The sequence below is a fragment of the Ruegeria sp. N8 genome (genome assembly GCF_056531325.1).
In genome coordinates, this window is sequence record NZ_JBQFLQ010000006.1 from 189,419 (window position 1) to 205,615 (window position 16,197).

The following is a 16,197-nucleotide window of genomic DNA, read 5'->3' on the forward strand; positions in this document are numbered from 1 at the left end:
GAACGACCGGGCCAGGAGACCGCAAGATGACAGCCATCGACCACGATACGCTATCCCCTGATGCTGAACGCGAGGCCCGACGCGCCCGCCTGTTCACCCGGATCAACGCCGCCGACAAATGGTTTCAGGTTTTGGGCTTGGCCTGGATCACCCCCATCCTGAAGGCCAGCGCAGGCGACAACCCGCGCGCTCAGATGGGCGAGATCTGGCGCCTGCTGGTCGTGCCGCTGCTGGCCATCTTCGCCTTCCTTCTGATGTGGGGCACGCTGGCCCCAAAGGTGCAAACCTCGCTGGGCGCTGTCCCCGGACCGGCGCAGGTCTGGTCCGAAGCCATTAGCCTACATCAGGACGCACAGGCCAAGGCCGCCAAAAAGGCAAAGTTCGAGGCCATGGTTGAAAAGCGCAACCAGAAGTTCATCGATGCGGGCCAGCCCGAAAAGGTCAAAGAGGTCGCCTATACCGGCGCTCCGAGTTACTACAACCAGATATGGACCTCGATCAAAACCGTGTTCTTCGGCTTTCTGATTGCCACCATCGTCGCTGTTCCGCTGGGCATCGCTGCGGGTCTGTCACCCACCGCAAATGCGGCGCTGAACCCGCTGATCCAGATTTTCAAACCGGTCTCGCCGCTGGCTTGGCTGCCGATTGTGACGATGATTGTCTCGGCCGTCTACGTCACCAATGACGGCTGGTTCGCGAAGTCCTTCCTGATCTCGGCCATCACCGTGACGCTGTGTTCGCTGTGGCCGACGCTGATCAACACCTCGCTGGGTGTGGCGTCGATCGACAAGGATCTGGTGAACGTCTCAAAAGTTCTGAAAATGAACACCTACACCAAAATCACCAAGCTGGTGCTGCCCTCGGCCCTGCCGCTGATCTTCACCGGATTGCGTCTATCTCTGGGTGTTGGCTGGATGGTCCTGATCGCGGCCGAGATGCTGGCGCAGAACCCCGGTCTGGGCAAGTTTGTCTGGGATGAGTTCCAGAACGGCTCCTCCAGTTCTCTCGCCAAGATCATGGTGGCTGTCTTTACCATCGGCATCATCGGCTTCCTGCTGGATCGCGTGATGTATGCGCTGCAGTCGCTGTTTACCTTCTCGAACAACCGGTGAGCGATATGGCTGTGATCGACTTCAAGAATGTCAGCAAATCATTCGGTACCGGCACTGCTGCGACGGATGTGCTGAAAGACATCAACCTCTCGGTTGAAGAAGGGGAATTCGTGGTGCTGCTGGGCTTTTCCGGCACTGGCAAAACCACGCTGATCAACCTGATGGCGGGGATCGAGTTTCCCTCCAAGGGCAGCGTCACCTTTCGCGACATGGCCATCACCGGCCCGGCGCCGGAGCGGGGAGTGATCTTCCAGAACTACTCGCTGATGCCGTGGCTGACGGTGACGGGCAATGTGCGGTTGGCCGTGGACGCGGTGTTCCCCAAGATGCCCAAGGCTGAGAAAGAGGAAAAGGTAGCCCATTACATTCGCATGGTGGGCCTCAGCCACGCGGCGACCCGTCGCCCCGCCGAGCTGTCGGGTGGGATGCGTCAGCGGGTGAACGTGGCCCGCGCACTGGCGATGGACCCCGAGGTTCTGCTGCTGGACGAGCCCCTGTCGGCGCTGGATGCATTGACCCGTGGCAATCTGGCGGAAGAGATCGAAAAGATCTGGGAGACCGACCGCAAGACCTGTGTCCTGATCACCAATGACGTGGACGAAGCGATCCTACTGGCCGACCGCATCATCCCGCTGAACCCCGATGGCACGCTCGGGACCGAGTTCAAGGTCTCGATCCCCCGCCCCCGCGACCGGTCCGCCATGAACCATGATGAGACGTTCAAGGCGCTACGTGGCGAGGTCACGAAATACCTGATGGATGTGGGCATCGAGGCCAAGGTCGAAGGCACCAAGACCCTACCCGACGTCACCCCGATCCACGGTGTGCCTGCGGCGGTGAAAGAGGCGCAATCGGGTCTGATCGAAGATCGCTATCTGGATTTCAGCCAGTTGCACAAGGTCTACCCCACCCCCAAAGGCCCGCTGACCGTGGTCGAGGATTTCAACCTGAAACTCAACCGGGGTGAGTTCATCTCGTTGATCGGTCACTCGGGCTGCGGCAAGTCCACGGTGCTGACCATGGCCGCCGGTCTGAACGAAATTTCGAAAGGCGCAATCAAGCTGGATGGCCGCCATGTCGAAGGCGCCGACCCCGAACGCGCCGTGGTGTTCCAGTCGCCCTCGCTGTTCCCATGGCTGACCGCCAAGGAAAACGTCTCGGTCGGGGTGGACCGCGTCTATCCGCGCGCCAGCCAGGCCGAGCGGCAGGATGTCGTGGAATATTACCTCGAACGGGTCGGTCTGGCCGACGCGATGGACAAATCCGCCGCCGATATGTCGAACGGGATGCGCCAGCGTGTTGGCATCGCCCGTGCCTTTGCCCTTTCGCCAAAACTGCTGCTGCTGGACGAGCCCTTTGGGATGCTAGACAGCCTGACCCGATGGGAGCTGCAAGAGGTTCTGATGGAGGTTTGGTCGCGGACCAAAGTCACCACCATCTGCGTCACCCATGATGTGGACGAGGCGATCCTGCTGGCCGACCGCGTGGTGATGATGACGAACGGTCCGCAGGCCACGATCGGCAAGATCACCAATGTCGACCTGCCACGCCCGCGCACCCGCAAGGCGCTGCTGGCTCATCCTGATTACTACGAATACCGGCAAGAGGTGTTGGATTTCCTCGAGGAATATGAGCATGGGGCGAAACCCAAGCCCAAATCCCCTGCCCCCAATGCCATTGCTGCGGAGTGACTGACATGAAACAGAAACTGGTTGTCATCGGTGCCGGCATGGCCTCGGGCCGGGCGCTGGAGCACCTGACCGACGCTGCCCCCGATGCGTTCGACATCACCCTGTTCAACGCCGAGCCGCGCGGGAACTATAACCGCATCATGCTTAGCCCGGTTCTGGCAGGCGATCAGACCTATGAAGAGATCGTCACCCATGACGACGCCTGGTACGCGGACCGCGGGATTACCTGCCGGTTTGGCGAGAAAGTGGTCAAAATCGACCGCGATCTGAAGGTGGTAGAAGGCGAGAACGGCCATGTGCCTTACGACAAGCTGATCTTCGGCACAGGCTCCAACCCGTTCATGATCCCGATGCCGGGGCATGATCTGGACGGCGTCATCGCCTATCGCGATCTGGAAGACACCGAACAGATGATGGGCATGGGCGCAGGCAACAAGGTCGTCGTGATCGGCGGCGGCTTGCTGGGGCTTGAGGCCGCCGCAGGTATGGCCGCGCGCGGCGCTGATGTGACTGTGGTGCATATCATGGGCCACCTGATGGAGCGTCAACTGGACCCTGCCGCAGGCTATCTGCTGAAGAAATCGTTGGAAGAAAAAGGCATCACGGTACTGCTGAATGCCAAATCGACCGAGATCGCAGGCAAGGATGGCAAGGCCCGCGCGCTGCTGTTGGAGGACGGCACTGAACTTCCCTGCGACCTGTTGGTGATGGCTGTTGGCATCCGCCCGAACACCGTGCTGGCGCAGGAAACGGGCCTTGCCGTGGGTCGGGGTATTCATGTGGATGATCAGATGATCACCTCGGACGCCGATATCTATGCCGTTGGCGAATGTATCGAACATAAGGGCGAGGTCTTTGGCCTTGTCGCGCCGCTCTACGATCAGGCCAAGGTGCTGGCGCAGACCCTGCTGGGCGAGGATGCGGCGTTCAAACAACGCTCGCTCTCGACCAAGCTGAAGGTTACCGGCTGTGACCTGTTCAGCGCCGGGGACTTTGCCGAGGGCGAGACCCGCGAAGACATCGTGTTCCGCGACCCCGCGCGGGGGGTTTATAAACGGCTAGTGCTGGAAGACGACAAGCTGGTCGGCGCGGTCATGTATGGCGACACCGCCGACAGCAACTGGTTCTTTGGCCTGATCCGCGATGGTGAGGACGTGTCCGAGATGCGTGAAACTCTGATCTTTGGCCCGGCCTATCAGGGGGGCGGCTCTGCGGACCCTCTCTCAGCCGTTGCAGCATTGCCGCCTGAGGCGGAAATCTGTGGCTGCAACGGCGTTTGCAAATCCCAAATCACATCAGCCATTGAAGGCGGCGCAACCGATCTGGGCGCAATCCGAGCGACCACAAAGGCCAGTGCGTCCTGCGGGACCTGTACTGGACTGGTCGAACAACTGCTGCAGGTCACATTGGGCGATGAGTTCCAGATGCCCACAGCGCAGCCCATCTGCGGTTGCTGCGATCTGACCCACGAAGACGTCCGCCGCCTGATCAAATCGCAGGAGTTGAAAAGTCAGGAGGCCGTCTGGCAGGAACTGGGCTGGAAGACGCTCAACGGCTGTCATGTTTGCCGCCCGGCGATCAACTACTACCTGCTGGCCGATTGGCCGGTGGAGTATCAGGACGATCCACAAAGCCGTTTCGTCAACGAACGCAAACATGCCAACATCCAGAAGGACGGCACGTTCAGTGTGGTGCCGCGCATGTGGGGCGGCATCACCAACCCGACGGAACTGCGCGCCATTGCCGACGCGGCCGAGAAATACGATGTGCCCACGGTCAAAGTCACCGGCGGTCAGCGTATCGACCTGCTGGGCGTGAAAGGCGCGGATTTGCCCTATATCTGGTCCGATCTGAACAAAGCGGGGCTGGTTTCAGGTCACGCCTATTCCAAGGGTCTGCGCACGGTGAAAACCTGTGTTGGCACTGATCATTGCCGGTTTGGCACGCAGGACAGCACCGGGCTGGGCGTGAAGCTTGAGAAAATCCTGTGGGGTTCGTGGACGCCGCACAAGCTGAAGCTGGCGGTCTCGGGCTGCCCGCGCAACTGCGCCGAGGCGACCTGCAAGGATATCGGTGTGGTCTGCGTGGACTCAGGGTTCCAGATCAGCATCGGCGGCGCGGCCGGCATGGACGTCAAAGAAACCGAACTGCTGGTGCAGGTTCCCACCGAGGACGAGGCGATTGAGGTCGTGATGGCCGTCACCCAGGCCTATCGCGAGGGCGGCAAGTATCTGGACCGTCTGTACAAATGGATGGCGAAAGTCGGCCTGGACTGGATCAAGAAAACCGTGGTGGATGATCTGGACAACCGCCGCGCGCTGGTCGAGCGGTTCGAACTCAGCCAATCCATCTACCGCAAAGACCCATGGGCCGAGCAGGCCAAAGAGGCCCCGCGCTTTGCGCCCATGGCCGATCTGACATTGGAGGCCGCAGAATGAGCTGGATCGACATCGGACATATCGACGACATCCCCCTGCGAGGCGCGCGCGTGGTGAAAACGCCCGTGGGCTGCATCGCCCTGTTTCGTACTGCCAAAGATGAGGTCTTTGCGGCCTCGGACACCTGCCCCCACAAGGGCGGGCCGCTCTCCGAAGGCATCGTGCATGGCCAATCCGTCACCTGCCCGCTGCACAATTGGGTGTTCGACCTGAACTCGGGTCAAGCACAAGGCGCGGACGAAGGCCAGATCGCCACCTACCCGGTGCAGTTGGACGGCGATCGCATCCTGCTGGACAGCACCTCGCTGGGGCAAAGGAGCGCCGCGTGAAAGACCTGAGTGCCTGCACCACACGCTCAACCTGCCCTTATTGTGGGGTGGGCTGCGGTGTTCTGCTGCAACCGGATGGCGCAGGTGGCCTGACCGTCACCGGCGACCCAGATCACCCGGCCAATCAGGGGCGGCTGTGTTCCAAAGGCTCGGCTTTGGCAGAAACAGTGGGTCTATCGCAACGGCTGCTAGCGCCCGTGGTTGCGGGCGAAGAGACTGGCTGGGACGACGCGCTGCAACTGGTCGCCGACCGTTTCCGCGACACGATCGCCGAACACGGGCCGGATTCAGTGGCCTTTTATGTCTCGGGTCAGTTGCTGACCGAGGACTACTATGTCGCCAACAAGCTGATGAAGGGCTTCATCGGCTCGGCCAATATCGACACGAATTCGCGGCTGTGCATGGCCTCGACCGTAGCGGGCCACAAACGCGCTTTTGGCACTGACACCGTGCCCGGCACCTATGAGGATTTGGATGAGGCCGATATGGTTGTGCTGGTCGGGTCCAATCTGGCGTGGTGCCACCCGGTTCTGTATCAGCGCCTGATGGCAGCCCGGCAGGCGCGCGGCACCAGGATCATCGTTGTCGACCCGCGCCGGACGGCATCGTGTGACAGCGCTGATCTGCACCTGCCGCTGGCAGCGGGTAGCGATGTCGCGCTGTTCAATCATCTGCTGACGCAGATCGACGCCGCCGGGTTGGTGGATACGGATTACCTGACCCACACCACCGGCTTTCAGGCGGCGCTGGACAGTGCGCTGGCCGATGATGTCTCGGTCACCGGTCTCGACACCGACGACATCGCGCAGTTCTGTCAGATGTGGTTGAGCACTGAAAAGGTTGTTACGATCTTCAGTCAGGGCGTGAACCAATCCAGTTCGGGCAGCGATAAGGTTAACGCGATCCTGAACTGCCATCTGGCCACGGGGCGGATCGGCAAGCCCGGCTGCGGCCCGTTGTCAGTCACCGGCCAGCCCAATGCCATGGGCGGGCGCGAGGTTGGTGGACTGGCCAATATGCTCACCTGTCATCTGGATATCGAAAATGCCGATCACCGCGCCGCCGTGCGCGATTTCTGGTCAGCACCAACGATGCCCGAGGCCCCGGGCCTCAAGGCCGTGGATCTCTTCCGCGCCGTGGGCGACGGGCGCGTCAAGGCGCTGTGGGTGATCCACACGAACCCCGTCGTGTCGATGCCCGAGGCCGACGCGGTGCGCGATGCGATCGCGGCCTGCCCGTTCACCGTGGTCTCGGACATCACAGCGCGCACCGATACGGCACGGCAGGCCGACGTGCTGCTGCCCGCCGCTGCGTGGGCCGAAAAAGACGGCACAGTCACCAATTCCGACCGCACGATCAGCCGACAACGCTCGGTCCTGCCTGCGCCGGGGCAAGCCCGCGCGGATTGGGATATTCTGGCCGAGGTCGGACGACGGATGGGGTGGGCCTCGGCCTTTGATTATCAAACGCCCGGAGAGATTTTCCGAGAATACGCAACCCTGTCCGGAGTGGCCGCCAAGTTCGGGCGTGATTTCGATATCTCGGGCTTCAGCGACTTGGATGCGGCGGGTTATGACGCTCTGCAGCCGACGCGCTGGCCTGTCACCGCTGCACGGCAAGGCGGGCGGTTCTTTGCGGATGGGCAATTCTATCACTCCGACGGCAAGGCGCGGCTTTTACCAGTTAAATGGCGCGCGCCTGCGGCCAAAACAGAACCGCGCTATCCGTTTTGGCTGAACACCGGTCGGCTGCGCGATCAGTGGCACACGATGACCCGTACCGGTCTGTCGGCGCGGCTGTCGGCCCACCTGCCCGAGCCGTTTCTGGATATTCACCCCGATGATGCGCATGACAAGGGGATAAACTCCGCCGATCTGGTGCAGGTCGAAAGCCCGCATGGCACATCCATCCTGCGGGCACGGATCACCAGCGATGTGACGCGGGGACAGGTCTTTGCGCCGATCCACTGGACCGGAGAAACCGCCCCTGCGGCCCGAATCGACGCCGTGGTCGCTGCGGCGACGGACCCGGTTTCGGGACAGCCCGAAAGCAAAGCGTCCGTGGTGAACGTCGCCCGCTTTGACGCCAAATGGTATGGGTTTGCGGTGTCAGATCGCGAAATGCGGCCTTCGTGCGATTATTGGGCGCAAACCCCCACCAAACTCGGCTATCGCGCCGAGTTGGCCGGGATGGATACAATAGATGACTGGCAAACCGCCGCGCGTGATCTTTTCGGATTGCCCGAGGCGCAGATAACGATCGTCGAAGACCCAGCGCGCGGCATGGCGCGGCTGGCGTTTTACGAAGACGGACGATTGGTCGCTGCCTTGTTCATCTCTCCCGAGCCCGTGGCGGTGATGCGCGACTATCTGGCGACTCTGCCACAGGTGCCCGACCTGCTGTCAGGCCGGGCCCCTGCGGACCGGCCCGATCCCGGTCCTGTTCTGTGTTCCTGTTTCGACGTCGGTGTGAATACCATCCTGACCGCTATTGAGACCAAAGGACTGATGACCGTCGAAGCCATTGGCGAGGCCTTGCAGGCCGGAACCAATTGCGGTTCTTGCCGTCCGGAACTGGCGAGCCTGCTGGCGTCAGCACATCAGAAAGAGGCCGCACAGTAACCCTAGAACCGAACCGCCTCTCCGGTCTCCAGCGCCTGTTGCGCGGCCAGACCCATGCGCACAGCCCACATCCCGTCCTGCAGAGTCACTTCGGGGGCGGGTTTGTCGCCCCGCAGGACGGCTAGGAACTCTTGATGCTGATAGAAAGTAGACCCGTTATGGTCACCCGCAGCCAATAGCGTTGGATCGACCGGAATATCCTTGGCAACCGGCCCTTTGGGATGGCGCGGGCTTACAATCAGTTGCGGCACCGGTGCATCGCCAAGATGCTCGGGCCAGAAACGGCCCGGTCCGGGCACCAGCGCCTCGATCTTCGCGTCCGGCCCGACGGCTGAAATCTCCTCCTGATATCGCGCGCCTTCTGCGAACATGCACAGCTCCAGCATGGCACGCGCGCCCGAGGCGAAATCGACCATGACATAGCCGTGGTCCAGAATGTCGGGTGTTTCGCCGTTATACGCCTCGTCCAAATGATTGACAGCCTGCCCCCCGCTGGCTGTCACGCGCACAGGGTCCGATTGCAGGATCAGGCGCATGAGGTCGAAGAAGTGACAGCATTTCTCGACAAAGGTACCGCCCGTATTGCGGTTGAAGCGGTTCCAGTTGCCGACCTTTTCCAGGAAGGGAAAGCGGTGCTCCTTGATGGTCAGCATTTTGACACCGCCGGTCACCTGCGCCCCCTCAATCAAGGCTGCGATGGGCGGCATATAGCGATACTCCATCGCCACCCAGATCGGATGAGGGTAGTCACGCTGGATGGCGTCAAGCCGCGCCGCATCTGCCGGGTCGGTGAACAGAGGTTTCTCGACCAGCAAAGGCAAAGGTCGCACCCGCGCGATCTGCTCGATCTGGTCCACGTGCAGATGGTTGGGGCTGGCAATCACGATGCAGTCCAGATCATCCACGGCCAGCAGATCTTGGACCGAACCCACCATCTGCGCATCCGGTACAATCGTCTGCGCTGACTTGGCCATCGCGGCGTCGGGTTCGAAAATCGCCGAGACGCGCGTACCTTCCAGCAACGCGATGTTATGCAGGTGTTCCTGCCCCATCATGCCGCAACCGATCAGCCCGTAATGGATGGTCCGGGTCATGCGTTTTTCCTTTTATTTCAGACGTTGGACATAGGTGGCCCGATCCGGGTCGAACCACGTTTTTGAAAACTCGACTGGTTCTGGCCCCTCGGACCAGCTGAACCGCTCAATATAACCGGCTGTTTCGCCAGCGGGTTTGGTGAAGGTCGCAGGCGTCCACGCAGGCAGCGCACGGACCGAAACCCGATCCTCAGCCCGCGTGATCCAGAACCCAAGCTGCTGCTGGTAATAGCGATAAAGCGAATCCGACAGCAGCGCCTGATCGACCTTTCCGGCGGAATCATCCAGCCAGATTTCCTCGACCGCGATGATTGTGTCATTCAAATAGCGCATCCGGCGCACCCGCGACCCCTTGGGCGATGTACCGAATTCCGGCAGATCGGAGGGCTTTTCCAGATGATCCACCGACAGGATATCCGCGCGCGGCAGGCCCCCGCCCTCGGGTAGTTCCAGCCGGAACATCGCATAGACGCTGTTCTGCGTCCCGGTCTCGCGGATGTAATTGCCCGAGCCTTGGATACGCTCCAACATCCCTTTTTTCTCAAGCTCCGCCAGCGATTTTCGCAACGTCCCGACCGAGACATTGAGGTTCGCAGCCATGTCCCGCTCGGGCGGCAAACGCTCACCGTCGATCAACCGGCCCGCGGCGATGTCACGGATCAAAAGCTCGGCGATCTGAACATAGATCGGCAGCGCGTTGGGGTTGCGGCTGTTGGCAGTCATTTTCGGGGTGCTTCACCGAGTCTCGGAAAAAATTGATACACTATTGATCTACATCAAAGTGATTGCTACGCAAGAGGAAAGTCAAAAGATGCACGGAGAACGAATCAAATGACCATCGTCCCCATCACATCCCCCGATCTGGATGCGGCCGAGGTTTCGTGGTTCGCCGCGCTGTGCTCAGACGATTATCAGTTTCTGGGTGTCCCCGACGGCGATCTGCGATCGAGTTGGGAGCATTGTTCCGGCATCGTCCGCGAGGCCGAGGCGCAAGGGTTCCGCAACATACTGTGCCCGTCTTCCTATCAGGTTGGTCAGGACACGCTGAGTTTCGCGGCTGGCTGCGCGCCGATCACCGACAAGATCAATTTGCTGGCCGCCGTGCGCTGTGGCGAGATGCAGCCAATCATGCTGGCGCGTACAATTGCAACGCTGGATCACATGCTGCAAGGGCGGCTGACGGTGAATATCATCTCGTCCGATTTCCCCGGCGAAAAGGCCGACAGCGCGTTCCGCTATCAGCGGTCTCGCGAGGTGGTCGAGATCCTCAAGCAAGCCTGGACACAGGATGAGATCAACCATGCGGGTGAGGTCTATAACTTCTCGGGCCTGACCACCGATCCGGCCAAGCCTTATCAGACCGGCGGTCCACTACTGTATTTTGGAGGCTATTCTCCGTCCGCTTTGGACCTTTGTGGCGAGCATTGCGACGTCTACCTGATGTGGCCCGAAACCAAGGATCAACTGGCCGAGCGGATGAAGGCCGTTCACGCCGTGGCTGAAAACTACAACCGCACGTTGGACTACGGCCTGCGCGTTCACATGATCGTCCGCGATACCGAGGCTGAAGCGCAGGAATATGCGGACTACATCGTTTCGAAGCTGGATGACGAATATGGCCGTGCGATCCGGGAACGGGCGCTGGATTCGACCTCTCTAGGCGTGGCGCATCAGGCCAAGAACCGCGATCTGGCGGATGAGTATGGCTATGTAGAACCGGGCCTGTGGACAGGTGTTGGCCGCGCGCGCTCGGGCTGTGGGGCAGCTTTGGTCGGATCGACCGATCAGGTGATGTCCAAGATCGAAGAATATCAAAAGATGGGTATCCGCGCTTTCATCTTCTCAGGCTATCCGCACATGGATGAGGCCAAGCATTTCGGGGCCCGCGTCCTGCCTAATCTGAAAACCTGCTCGCTGCCCGAAAAATACGGGCGCGTGCCTGCAAAAACCCCGGCCACCCCGCTGGGCACCGGAGTTCGCCGCTGATGCACCGTGTGAAACTATCCAACACGCTGGAACTGAGCCGCATCGTTTATGGCATGTGGCGTATCGGGGATGACGATGACACCTCGGCCGCGCATGTCGAGGCCAAGATACAGGCTTGTCTGGATCAGGGGATCACCAGTTTCGATCAGGCGGATATCTACGGCGACTACACGGCCGAAGGCATTCTGGGTGCCGCCCTGCGCGCCAACCCGGCCCTGCGGTCAAAGATGGAGATCGTCACCAAATGCGATATCGTCGCGCCCTGCGGACGGTATTCGGACGCCAAGGTCAAATACTACGACACCTCGCGCGCGCATATTCTGAAATCTGTCGATACTTCTCTGACCGAGATGGCCATCGACCACATCGACCTGCTGCTGATTCACCGTCCTGATCCGTTCATGGACCACGTTGAGACCGGCGCCGCGCTGGATGAGGTGGTCGCCAGCGGCAAGGTGCGCGCTGTCGGCGTGTCGAATTTCCGCCCGTGGGACTGGAGCCTGCTGCAATCGGCCATGAACACGCGTCTGGTCACGAACCAGATCGAGCTGTCTCTGGGCCGGATCGATCCATTCAGCAATGGCGATCTGGCTTTTCATCAACAGCATAACCAACGCGTAATGGCGTGGTCGCCTTTGGGGGGCGGGTTGCTGATGGCCGGAAACCCTCCGGTCGGCATAGTTGCAGATGAGATAGCTGCCGAATTCGGCGTGGATCGCGCGGCAGTCGCCATCGCTTTCCTATTGGCGCACCCCGCAGGAATTCTGCCGGTTATGGGCACGAATAATCTGGACCGGATCAAAAGCATCTCGGACGCATTGAAAGTAAATCTGGATCGCGAAAGTTGGTTCCGCCTTTACGAGGCGGCGCTGGGGCATGAGGTACCATGATGAACGCAATCTCAAAGGACATCACTCACACATTCGTCCCGCATAAAGATGACACCCGCACCTTGCGGGACGCTTTTGGTAAGTTTGCGACCGGCGTGACTATCGTCACCTGTGACAGCGACGATGGTCCGGTCTGCATCACCGCCAACAGCTTTTCATCGCTGTCGCTGGACCCCCCGCTGGTGATGTGGGCCGGAGACCGAAATTCGCGCCGGTTCCCCTATTTCCACAAGGCGCGCCATTTCAGCGTGCACGTGCTATCGTCGGAGCAGGCCGATCTGTGTTTTGGCTGCTCTAAAGACGCGTTCGCCCTGCGGGATATCGACCACGACCGCTGCGGGAACGGAACACCTCTGCTGCCGGATTGTCTGGCGCGGTTTGAGTGCGAACAGCACGCCTATCACGATGCAGGCGATCACGTGATCGTGGTGGGCAAAGTCCTGAAAGTCAGCATGGCGGACGGAGACGCGCTGACATTCTACGCCGGGAAACTCGGCCAATTTGCGCAGCACTAAGCGCGATTTGACGACCGCGGGACAAACCTGCGGCTGAACAAGGGAGGATCCGCATGGGCGGACTGGCAACGGCGCTTGCGCCGATTGCATTCGTGAACGAAACCGTGCTGCGTTTGGGCCGCGCGGTTGGTGTCGTTGCGATTGCATTGATGGTGATCGCAATCCTGATTCAGGTGTTCTTCCGATACGTTTTAGGCAACGCCCTGCCCTGGCCGGACGAAGCCGCGCGCTTCTGCATGTTGTGGATGACCGGGCTGATGGCCCCTACCGCGTTTCGGCGCGGCGGGTTTGTGGCGATTGATATGCTGCCCATGATGCTGCCACGCGTGCTGGGACAGGTGTTGATGCTGTTTCTGCTTTTCGTCTCGCTGGCAGTGTTGGCCGTCGCCGTGAATATCGGCTGGTCCGAGGTCACGGGTTTTGGCGGCCGTTTCGCCACGGCGGCGCTTTATGTTCCGACCTCGCTGGGGTTTGACGAGTGGTACCGCGTTCCGCGCAGCTGGATGATGGCATCGTTGCTGGTGGGGGTATTCCTGCTGCTGGTCGTCAATATCGAGCTTATCCTGCGGTCGATCGTCAAGATGATGGGCGGCGGAGACCTGCTACCCGAAATCGCAGATGCACCGGTGGGGGCTGAATAGATGCTGATCTGGTTCCTGCCCACCTTCTTGATTTTCCTGATGATCGGCCTGCCGGTCTTTTTCGCACTTCTGGCCGCGCCCGGCATTTTGCTTTGGCTGAACGGCCAAACCAACGACATCACGCTGCTGTACCGGAACGTCTATAACGGTATGGACAGCTTCCCGTTGATGGCGATCCCCTTCTTCATGCTGGCCGGAGAGTTGATGAACCGTGGTGGCATCACCATTCGTCTGGTCGAGTTCTCTCAGGCCCTGATGGGGCACCTGCGCGGCGGTCTGGCCCATGTGAATGTCCTGAGTTCGATCCTGTTTGCCGGCCTGTCGGGCTCGGCGGTCGCAGATACCTCGGCACTGGGCTCGATGCTGATCCCAGCGATGGAGAAACAGGGCTATACCCGCCGCTTCGCCGCTGCGATCACAGCGGCCAGTTCGGTGATCGGGCCAATCATTCCGCCCTCGGGCATCATGATCATCTATGCCTACGTGATGGGTGAAAGCGTGGCCGCCCTGTTTTTGGCAGGCATTGTTCCAGGCGTGATGGTTGGCGTCGGCCTGATGCTGATGATCAAAGTCATGGCCGACAAATACGACTTCCCCGTCGCCAGCCGCAAATACACATGGTCCGAGCGTCGTCAGGCAAGCCTCAAAGCGTTCTTCCCGCTGCTGACCCCCGTCATCATTCTGGGGGGCATCCTCGGCGGCATCTTCACCCCGACCGAGGCTGCTGCGGTCGCTGTAGGCTATGCATTCATCATCGGTTTCTTCGTGCTGCGCACGCTGACCCTGAAAGAAGTGCCCGAGATCCTCAGCAATGCGGGTCTGACCTCCGCGGTGGTTTTGCTGCTGGTGGGCGCTGCGATGGCATTCAAGACCGTGGTCAGCCTTAGCCACGCTCCTGAACAACTGGCGGCACTGATCCTTGGCCTGTCGGAAAATCCGCTGATCCTGCTGTTCCTGATCAACCTGCTGCTGTTCGTCGTCGGCATGTTTCTGGATGCAGGCCCCGCGATCATCATCCTTGGCCCCATCCTTGCGCCCATTTTCACAAGCCTCGGCGTGGACCCGATCCATTTTGCTATTATCATGAGCGTCAACCTGACCGTCGGCCTGGCCACTCCGCCCATGGGGTTGGTGCTGTTCGTGGCCGCCGCCGTATCGCGCGAAAAGGTCGAAACCATTGCCAAGGCGATCCTGCCGTTTCTGGCTGTCGAAATCATAGTGATCTTCCTGATCACCTATGTCCCCGCACTATCCATGACGATCCCGAGGATAACGGGATTTGCAAACTGAACTGAGTATCACAGGGAGGAAACGAATGCTCAGAGACTTCATCAAAACCGCTGCGGTGGCCACCTCGCTGGTGGCCGCATCCGCACTAGCTGCAACGGCTGCTGATTACACCCTGCGCGCCACAGCGAACTCAAACGAAAACGACGAAGACTATGATGGTCTGATCGTCTTCAAGAACTACGTCGAGGCTGCCTCGAACGGTGCCATCGAGGTCGAATTGTTCATCGGCACCCAATTGTGCTCGAACGGGGCCGAGTGCCTGCAAGGCGTGGCCGACGGTACGATCGACATCTATATCTCCACTTCGGGCGGCGCGTCAGGCATCTTCCCCTACGTGCAGGTTCTGGACCTGCCCTATCTGATGGCCGATGACCGCGTGGCCGAGCATGTTCTGTCAGGCGATTTCACCCGCAAGGTCCGCGACATGGCGCTCGAGGATTCCGGTGGCGCGATCCGTCTGATGACCATCGGAAACACCGGCGGCTGGCGCAACTTCGCCAACACCCAGCGTCGCATCGCCGAACCTGCCGATATGGAAGGTCTGAAAATCCGCACCGTGGTCGCAGACCTGCCGCAAGAGCTGGTCAAGGCACTGGGTGCATCGCCCACCCCGATCCCGTGGCCGGAACTGTTCACCAGTTTCCAGACCGGCGTGGTTGAAGGGTCCAAGAACGGGATCACTGACATCATGGGGATGAAATTCCCCGATGCCGGCCTGCAATACGTGACGCTGGACGGCCACGCCTATATGGGCGCGCTGTGGTGGATGAATAACGCCAAGTTCCAGGAGATGCCCGAGGACATGCGCCGCGTGGTGGTCGATGGGTTCTATGCTCTGCAGCAGGCCACCTTTGCCTCGCCCAAGCGCAAGTCGATCCAGGCCTATGAAGATTTCGTCGCCGGTGGCGGGGATCTCTATGTGCCGACACCCGACCAGAAAGCTGCGTTCAAAGAGGCCGCAACGCCGGTTTATGACTGGTTCCAGTCCAACGTGGCCCGCGGGGACGAGGTGTTCAACGCCCTGACCGAAGCGGTTGCTGCAGCCGAGGCTGATATCAACGCCTCTCGCGATGCGGATCTGAACTAAGCGAAAGGGGCCGGGCGCTGCGTCCGGCCCTTACCGAAACGGGTACATCCACCCTTTGTAGTCATTAACCAGAACATGCGCTCTTTCAATCTGATCCGGCGACATTTTCTTGACCACTTCCTCAAGGCTGATCGCCGCATCGGGATCACCGCCAATCGCGCTGAGCGTGTACCACATATAGGCGCGCACCAAATCGGGCGCGGGCATGCCCAGACCCAGCTCATAGTACCAGCCGACACCCGATTGCGCCCCCGGATGCCCCTTCATCGAGGCGCGCAGATACCAGTCAAATGCCCGCTCGTAATCCTGCTCGACCCCCAGCCCAAGCCCGTACATGACGCCGATCAGTTCCTCGGCCTCGGCATTTCCAGACCGCGCGGCCGGCAGAAGCTCTTCGCGCGCGGCTTCAAATTCGCCGGCTTCCATCATGTCGCGCGCTTGTTCCAACTCGGCCAGCGTCGGGGTCGCAAAAAGGCAAAGGGCAAATACAAGCTGGCGCATGG

14 protein-coding genes are annotated in these 16,197 nt (G+C 60.5%); 11 read left to right on the top strand and 3 right to left on the bottom strand.

The genetic code is table 11. The features are described 5' to 3' along the window. Positions 1-26 precede the first annotated feature (26 nt). The 5 genes from ACR0C5_RS13605 to ACR0C5_RS13625 are packed head-to-tail and all read left to right on the top strand — an operon-like array spanning position 27 to position 8,191. Complete coding sequence (locus tag ACR0C5_RS13605) at positions 27-1,112, top strand: ABC transporter permease (protein ID WP_480877341.1); 1,086 nt, start codon at positions 27-29, stop codon at positions 1,110-1,112. A 5-nt stretch (positions 1,113-1,117) separates the two neighbouring features. After that, positions 1,118-2,803, top strand: coding sequence for an ABC transporter ATP-binding protein (locus ACR0C5_RS13610; RefSeq protein ID WP_480877343.1), 1,686 nt, complete (start codon positions 1,118-1,120; stop codon positions 2,801-2,803). A gap of 5 nt (positions 2,804-2,808) precedes the next feature. Next, positions 2,809-5,241: a nitrite reductase large subunit NirB gene (gene nirB / locus ACR0C5_RS13615; protein WP_480877345.1), complete on the top strand. Its 2,433-nt coding sequence runs from the start codon at positions 2,809-2,811 to the stop codon at positions 5,239-5,241. Next, positions 5,238-5,570: a nitrite reductase small subunit NirD gene (nirD, locus tag ACR0C5_RS13620; RefSeq protein ID WP_170355473.1), complete on the top strand. Its 333-nt coding sequence runs from the start codon at positions 5,238-5,240 to the stop codon at positions 5,568-5,570. Before nirB ends, nirD begins: the two co-directional genes overlap by 4 nt. After that, positions 5,567-8,191 carry a molybdopterin-dependent oxidoreductase gene (locus tag ACR0C5_RS13625; protein ID WP_480877347.1) on the top strand — a complete coding sequence of 875 codons (2,625 nt, stop codon included), beginning with the start codon at positions 5,567-5,569 and terminating at the stop codon, positions 8,189-8,191. The genes nirD and ACR0C5_RS13625 overlap by 4 nt, the downstream gene beginning before the upstream one ends. A gap of 2 nt (positions 8,192-8,193) precedes the next feature. Here the strand turns inward: ACR0C5_RS13625 and ACR0C5_RS13630 are convergent, their stop codons facing one another. Together ACR0C5_RS13630 and ACR0C5_RS13635 are read right to left on the bottom strand one after the other, a co-directional pair. Then, positions 8,194-9,285, bottom strand: a complete 1,092-nt coding sequence (locus ACR0C5_RS13630) for a Gfo/Idh/MocA family protein (RefSeq protein ID WP_480877349.1) — start codon at positions 9,283-9,285, stop codon at positions 8,194-8,196. A 12-nt stretch (positions 9,286-9,297) separates the two neighbouring features. Further along, positions 9,298-10,008 carry a GntR family transcriptional regulator gene (locus tag ACR0C5_RS13635; RefSeq protein ID WP_353394199.1) on the bottom strand — a complete coding sequence of 237 codons (711 nt, stop codon included), beginning with the start codon at positions 10,006-10,008 and terminating at the stop codon, positions 9,298-9,300. Positions 10,009-10,116: 108 nt separating this feature from the next. On the opposite strand from ACR0C5_RS13635, the gene ACR0C5_RS13640 reads away from it, so the two are divergent. From ACR0C5_RS13640 to ACR0C5_RS13665, 6 genes are read left to right on the top strand one after another with little or no spacing between them, the layout of a single operon-like run. Beyond that, on the top strand, positions 10,117-11,271 hold the full coding sequence (locus ACR0C5_RS13640) for an LLM class flavin-dependent oxidoreductase (protein WP_480877352.1): 1,155 nt from the start codon (positions 10,117-10,119) through the stop codon (positions 11,269-11,271). Then, positions 11,271-12,161, top strand: coding sequence for an aldo/keto reductase (locus ACR0C5_RS13645; RefSeq protein WP_480877354.1), 891 nt, complete (start codon positions 11,271-11,273; stop codon positions 12,159-12,161). The genes ACR0C5_RS13640 and ACR0C5_RS13645 overlap by 1 nt, the downstream gene beginning before the upstream one ends. Then, a complete protein-coding gene (locus tag ACR0C5_RS13650) occupies positions 12,161-12,676 on the top strand; it encodes a flavin reductase family protein (RefSeq protein WP_170355478.1) in 516 nt (171 codons plus the stop codon). Before ACR0C5_RS13645 ends, ACR0C5_RS13650 begins: the two co-directional genes overlap by 1 nt. 53 nt (positions 12,677-12,729) lie before the next feature. Further along, a complete protein-coding gene (locus ACR0C5_RS13655) occupies positions 12,730-13,317 on the top strand; it encodes a TRAP transporter small permease (RefSeq protein WP_170791364.1) in 588 nt (195 codons plus the stop codon). Continuing rightward, the gene (locus ACR0C5_RS13660) at positions 13,318-14,607 is read left to right on the top strand and encodes a TRAP transporter large permease (RefSeq protein ID WP_170783146.1); all 1,290 of its coding nucleotides are present in this window, start codon (positions 13,318-13,320) and stop codon (positions 14,605-14,607) included. A 25-nt stretch (positions 14,608-14,632) separates the two neighbouring features. Next, positions 14,633-15,694 carry a TRAP transporter substrate-binding protein gene (locus tag ACR0C5_RS13665; protein ID WP_170355481.1) on the top strand — a complete coding sequence of 354 codons (1,062 nt, stop codon included), beginning with the start codon at positions 14,633-14,635 and terminating at the stop codon, positions 15,692-15,694. Between the two features lie 30 nt (positions 15,695-15,724). On the opposite strand, the gene ACR0C5_RS13670 is transcribed toward ACR0C5_RS13665, so the two are convergent. Beyond that, positions 15,725-16,195 (bottom strand): tetratricopeptide repeat protein, encoded by a 471-nt coding sequence (locus ACR0C5_RS13670; protein WP_480877357.1) that lies wholly within the window; start codon positions 16,193-16,195, stop codon positions 15,725-15,727. Positions 16,196-16,197: the final 2 nt, after the last annotated feature.

Excerpts from the sequence above, each read along its gene's own strand:
- ACR0C5_RS13605 (WP_480877341.1), top strand. The coding sequence starts at position 27 with ATGACAGCCATCGACCACGATACGCTATCCCCTGATGCTGAACGCGAG.
- ACR0C5_RS13610 (WP_480877343.1), top strand. The coding sequence starts at position 1,118 with ATGGCTGTGATCGACTTCAAGAATGTCAGCAAATCATTCGGTACCGGC.
- nirB (WP_480877345.1), top strand. The coding sequence starts at position 2,809 with ATGAAACAGAAACTGGTTGTCATCGGTGCCGGCATGGCCTCGGGCCGG.
- nirD (WP_170355473.1), top strand. The coding sequence starts at position 5,238 with ATGAGCTGGATCGACATCGGACATATCGACGACATCCCCCTGCGAGGC.
- ACR0C5_RS13630 (WP_480877349.1), bottom strand. The coding sequence starts at position 9,285 with ATGACCCGGACCATCCATTACGGGCTGATCGGTTGCGGCATGATGGGG.
- ACR0C5_RS13635 (WP_353394199.1), bottom strand. The coding sequence starts at position 10,008 with ATGACTGCCAACAGCCGCAACCCCAACGCGCTGCCGATCTATGTTCAG.
- ACR0C5_RS13640 (WP_480877352.1), top strand. The coding sequence starts at position 10,117 with ATGACCATCGTCCCCATCACATCCCCCGATCTGGATGCGGCCGAGGTT.
- ACR0C5_RS13645 (WP_480877354.1), top strand. The coding sequence starts at position 11,271 with ATGCACCGTGTGAAACTATCCAACACGCTGGAACTGAGCCGCATCGTT.
- ACR0C5_RS13650 (WP_170355478.1), top strand. The coding sequence starts at position 12,161 with ATGAACGCAATCTCAAAGGACATCACTCACACATTCGTCCCGCATAAA.
- ACR0C5_RS13655 (WP_170791364.1), top strand. The coding sequence starts at position 12,730 with ATGGGCGGACTGGCAACGGCGCTTGCGCCGATTGCATTCGTGAACGAA.
- ACR0C5_RS13660 (WP_170783146.1), top strand. The coding sequence starts at position 13,318 with ATGCTGATCTGGTTCCTGCCCACCTTCTTGATTTTCCTGATGATCGGC.
- ACR0C5_RS13665 (WP_170355481.1), top strand. The coding sequence starts at position 14,633 with ATGCTCAGAGACTTCATCAAAACCGCTGCGGTGGCCACCTCGCTGGTG.
- ACR0C5_RS13670 (WP_480877357.1), bottom strand. The coding sequence starts at position 16,195 with ATGCGCCAGCTTGTATTTGCCCTTTGCCTTTTTGCGACCCCGACGCTG.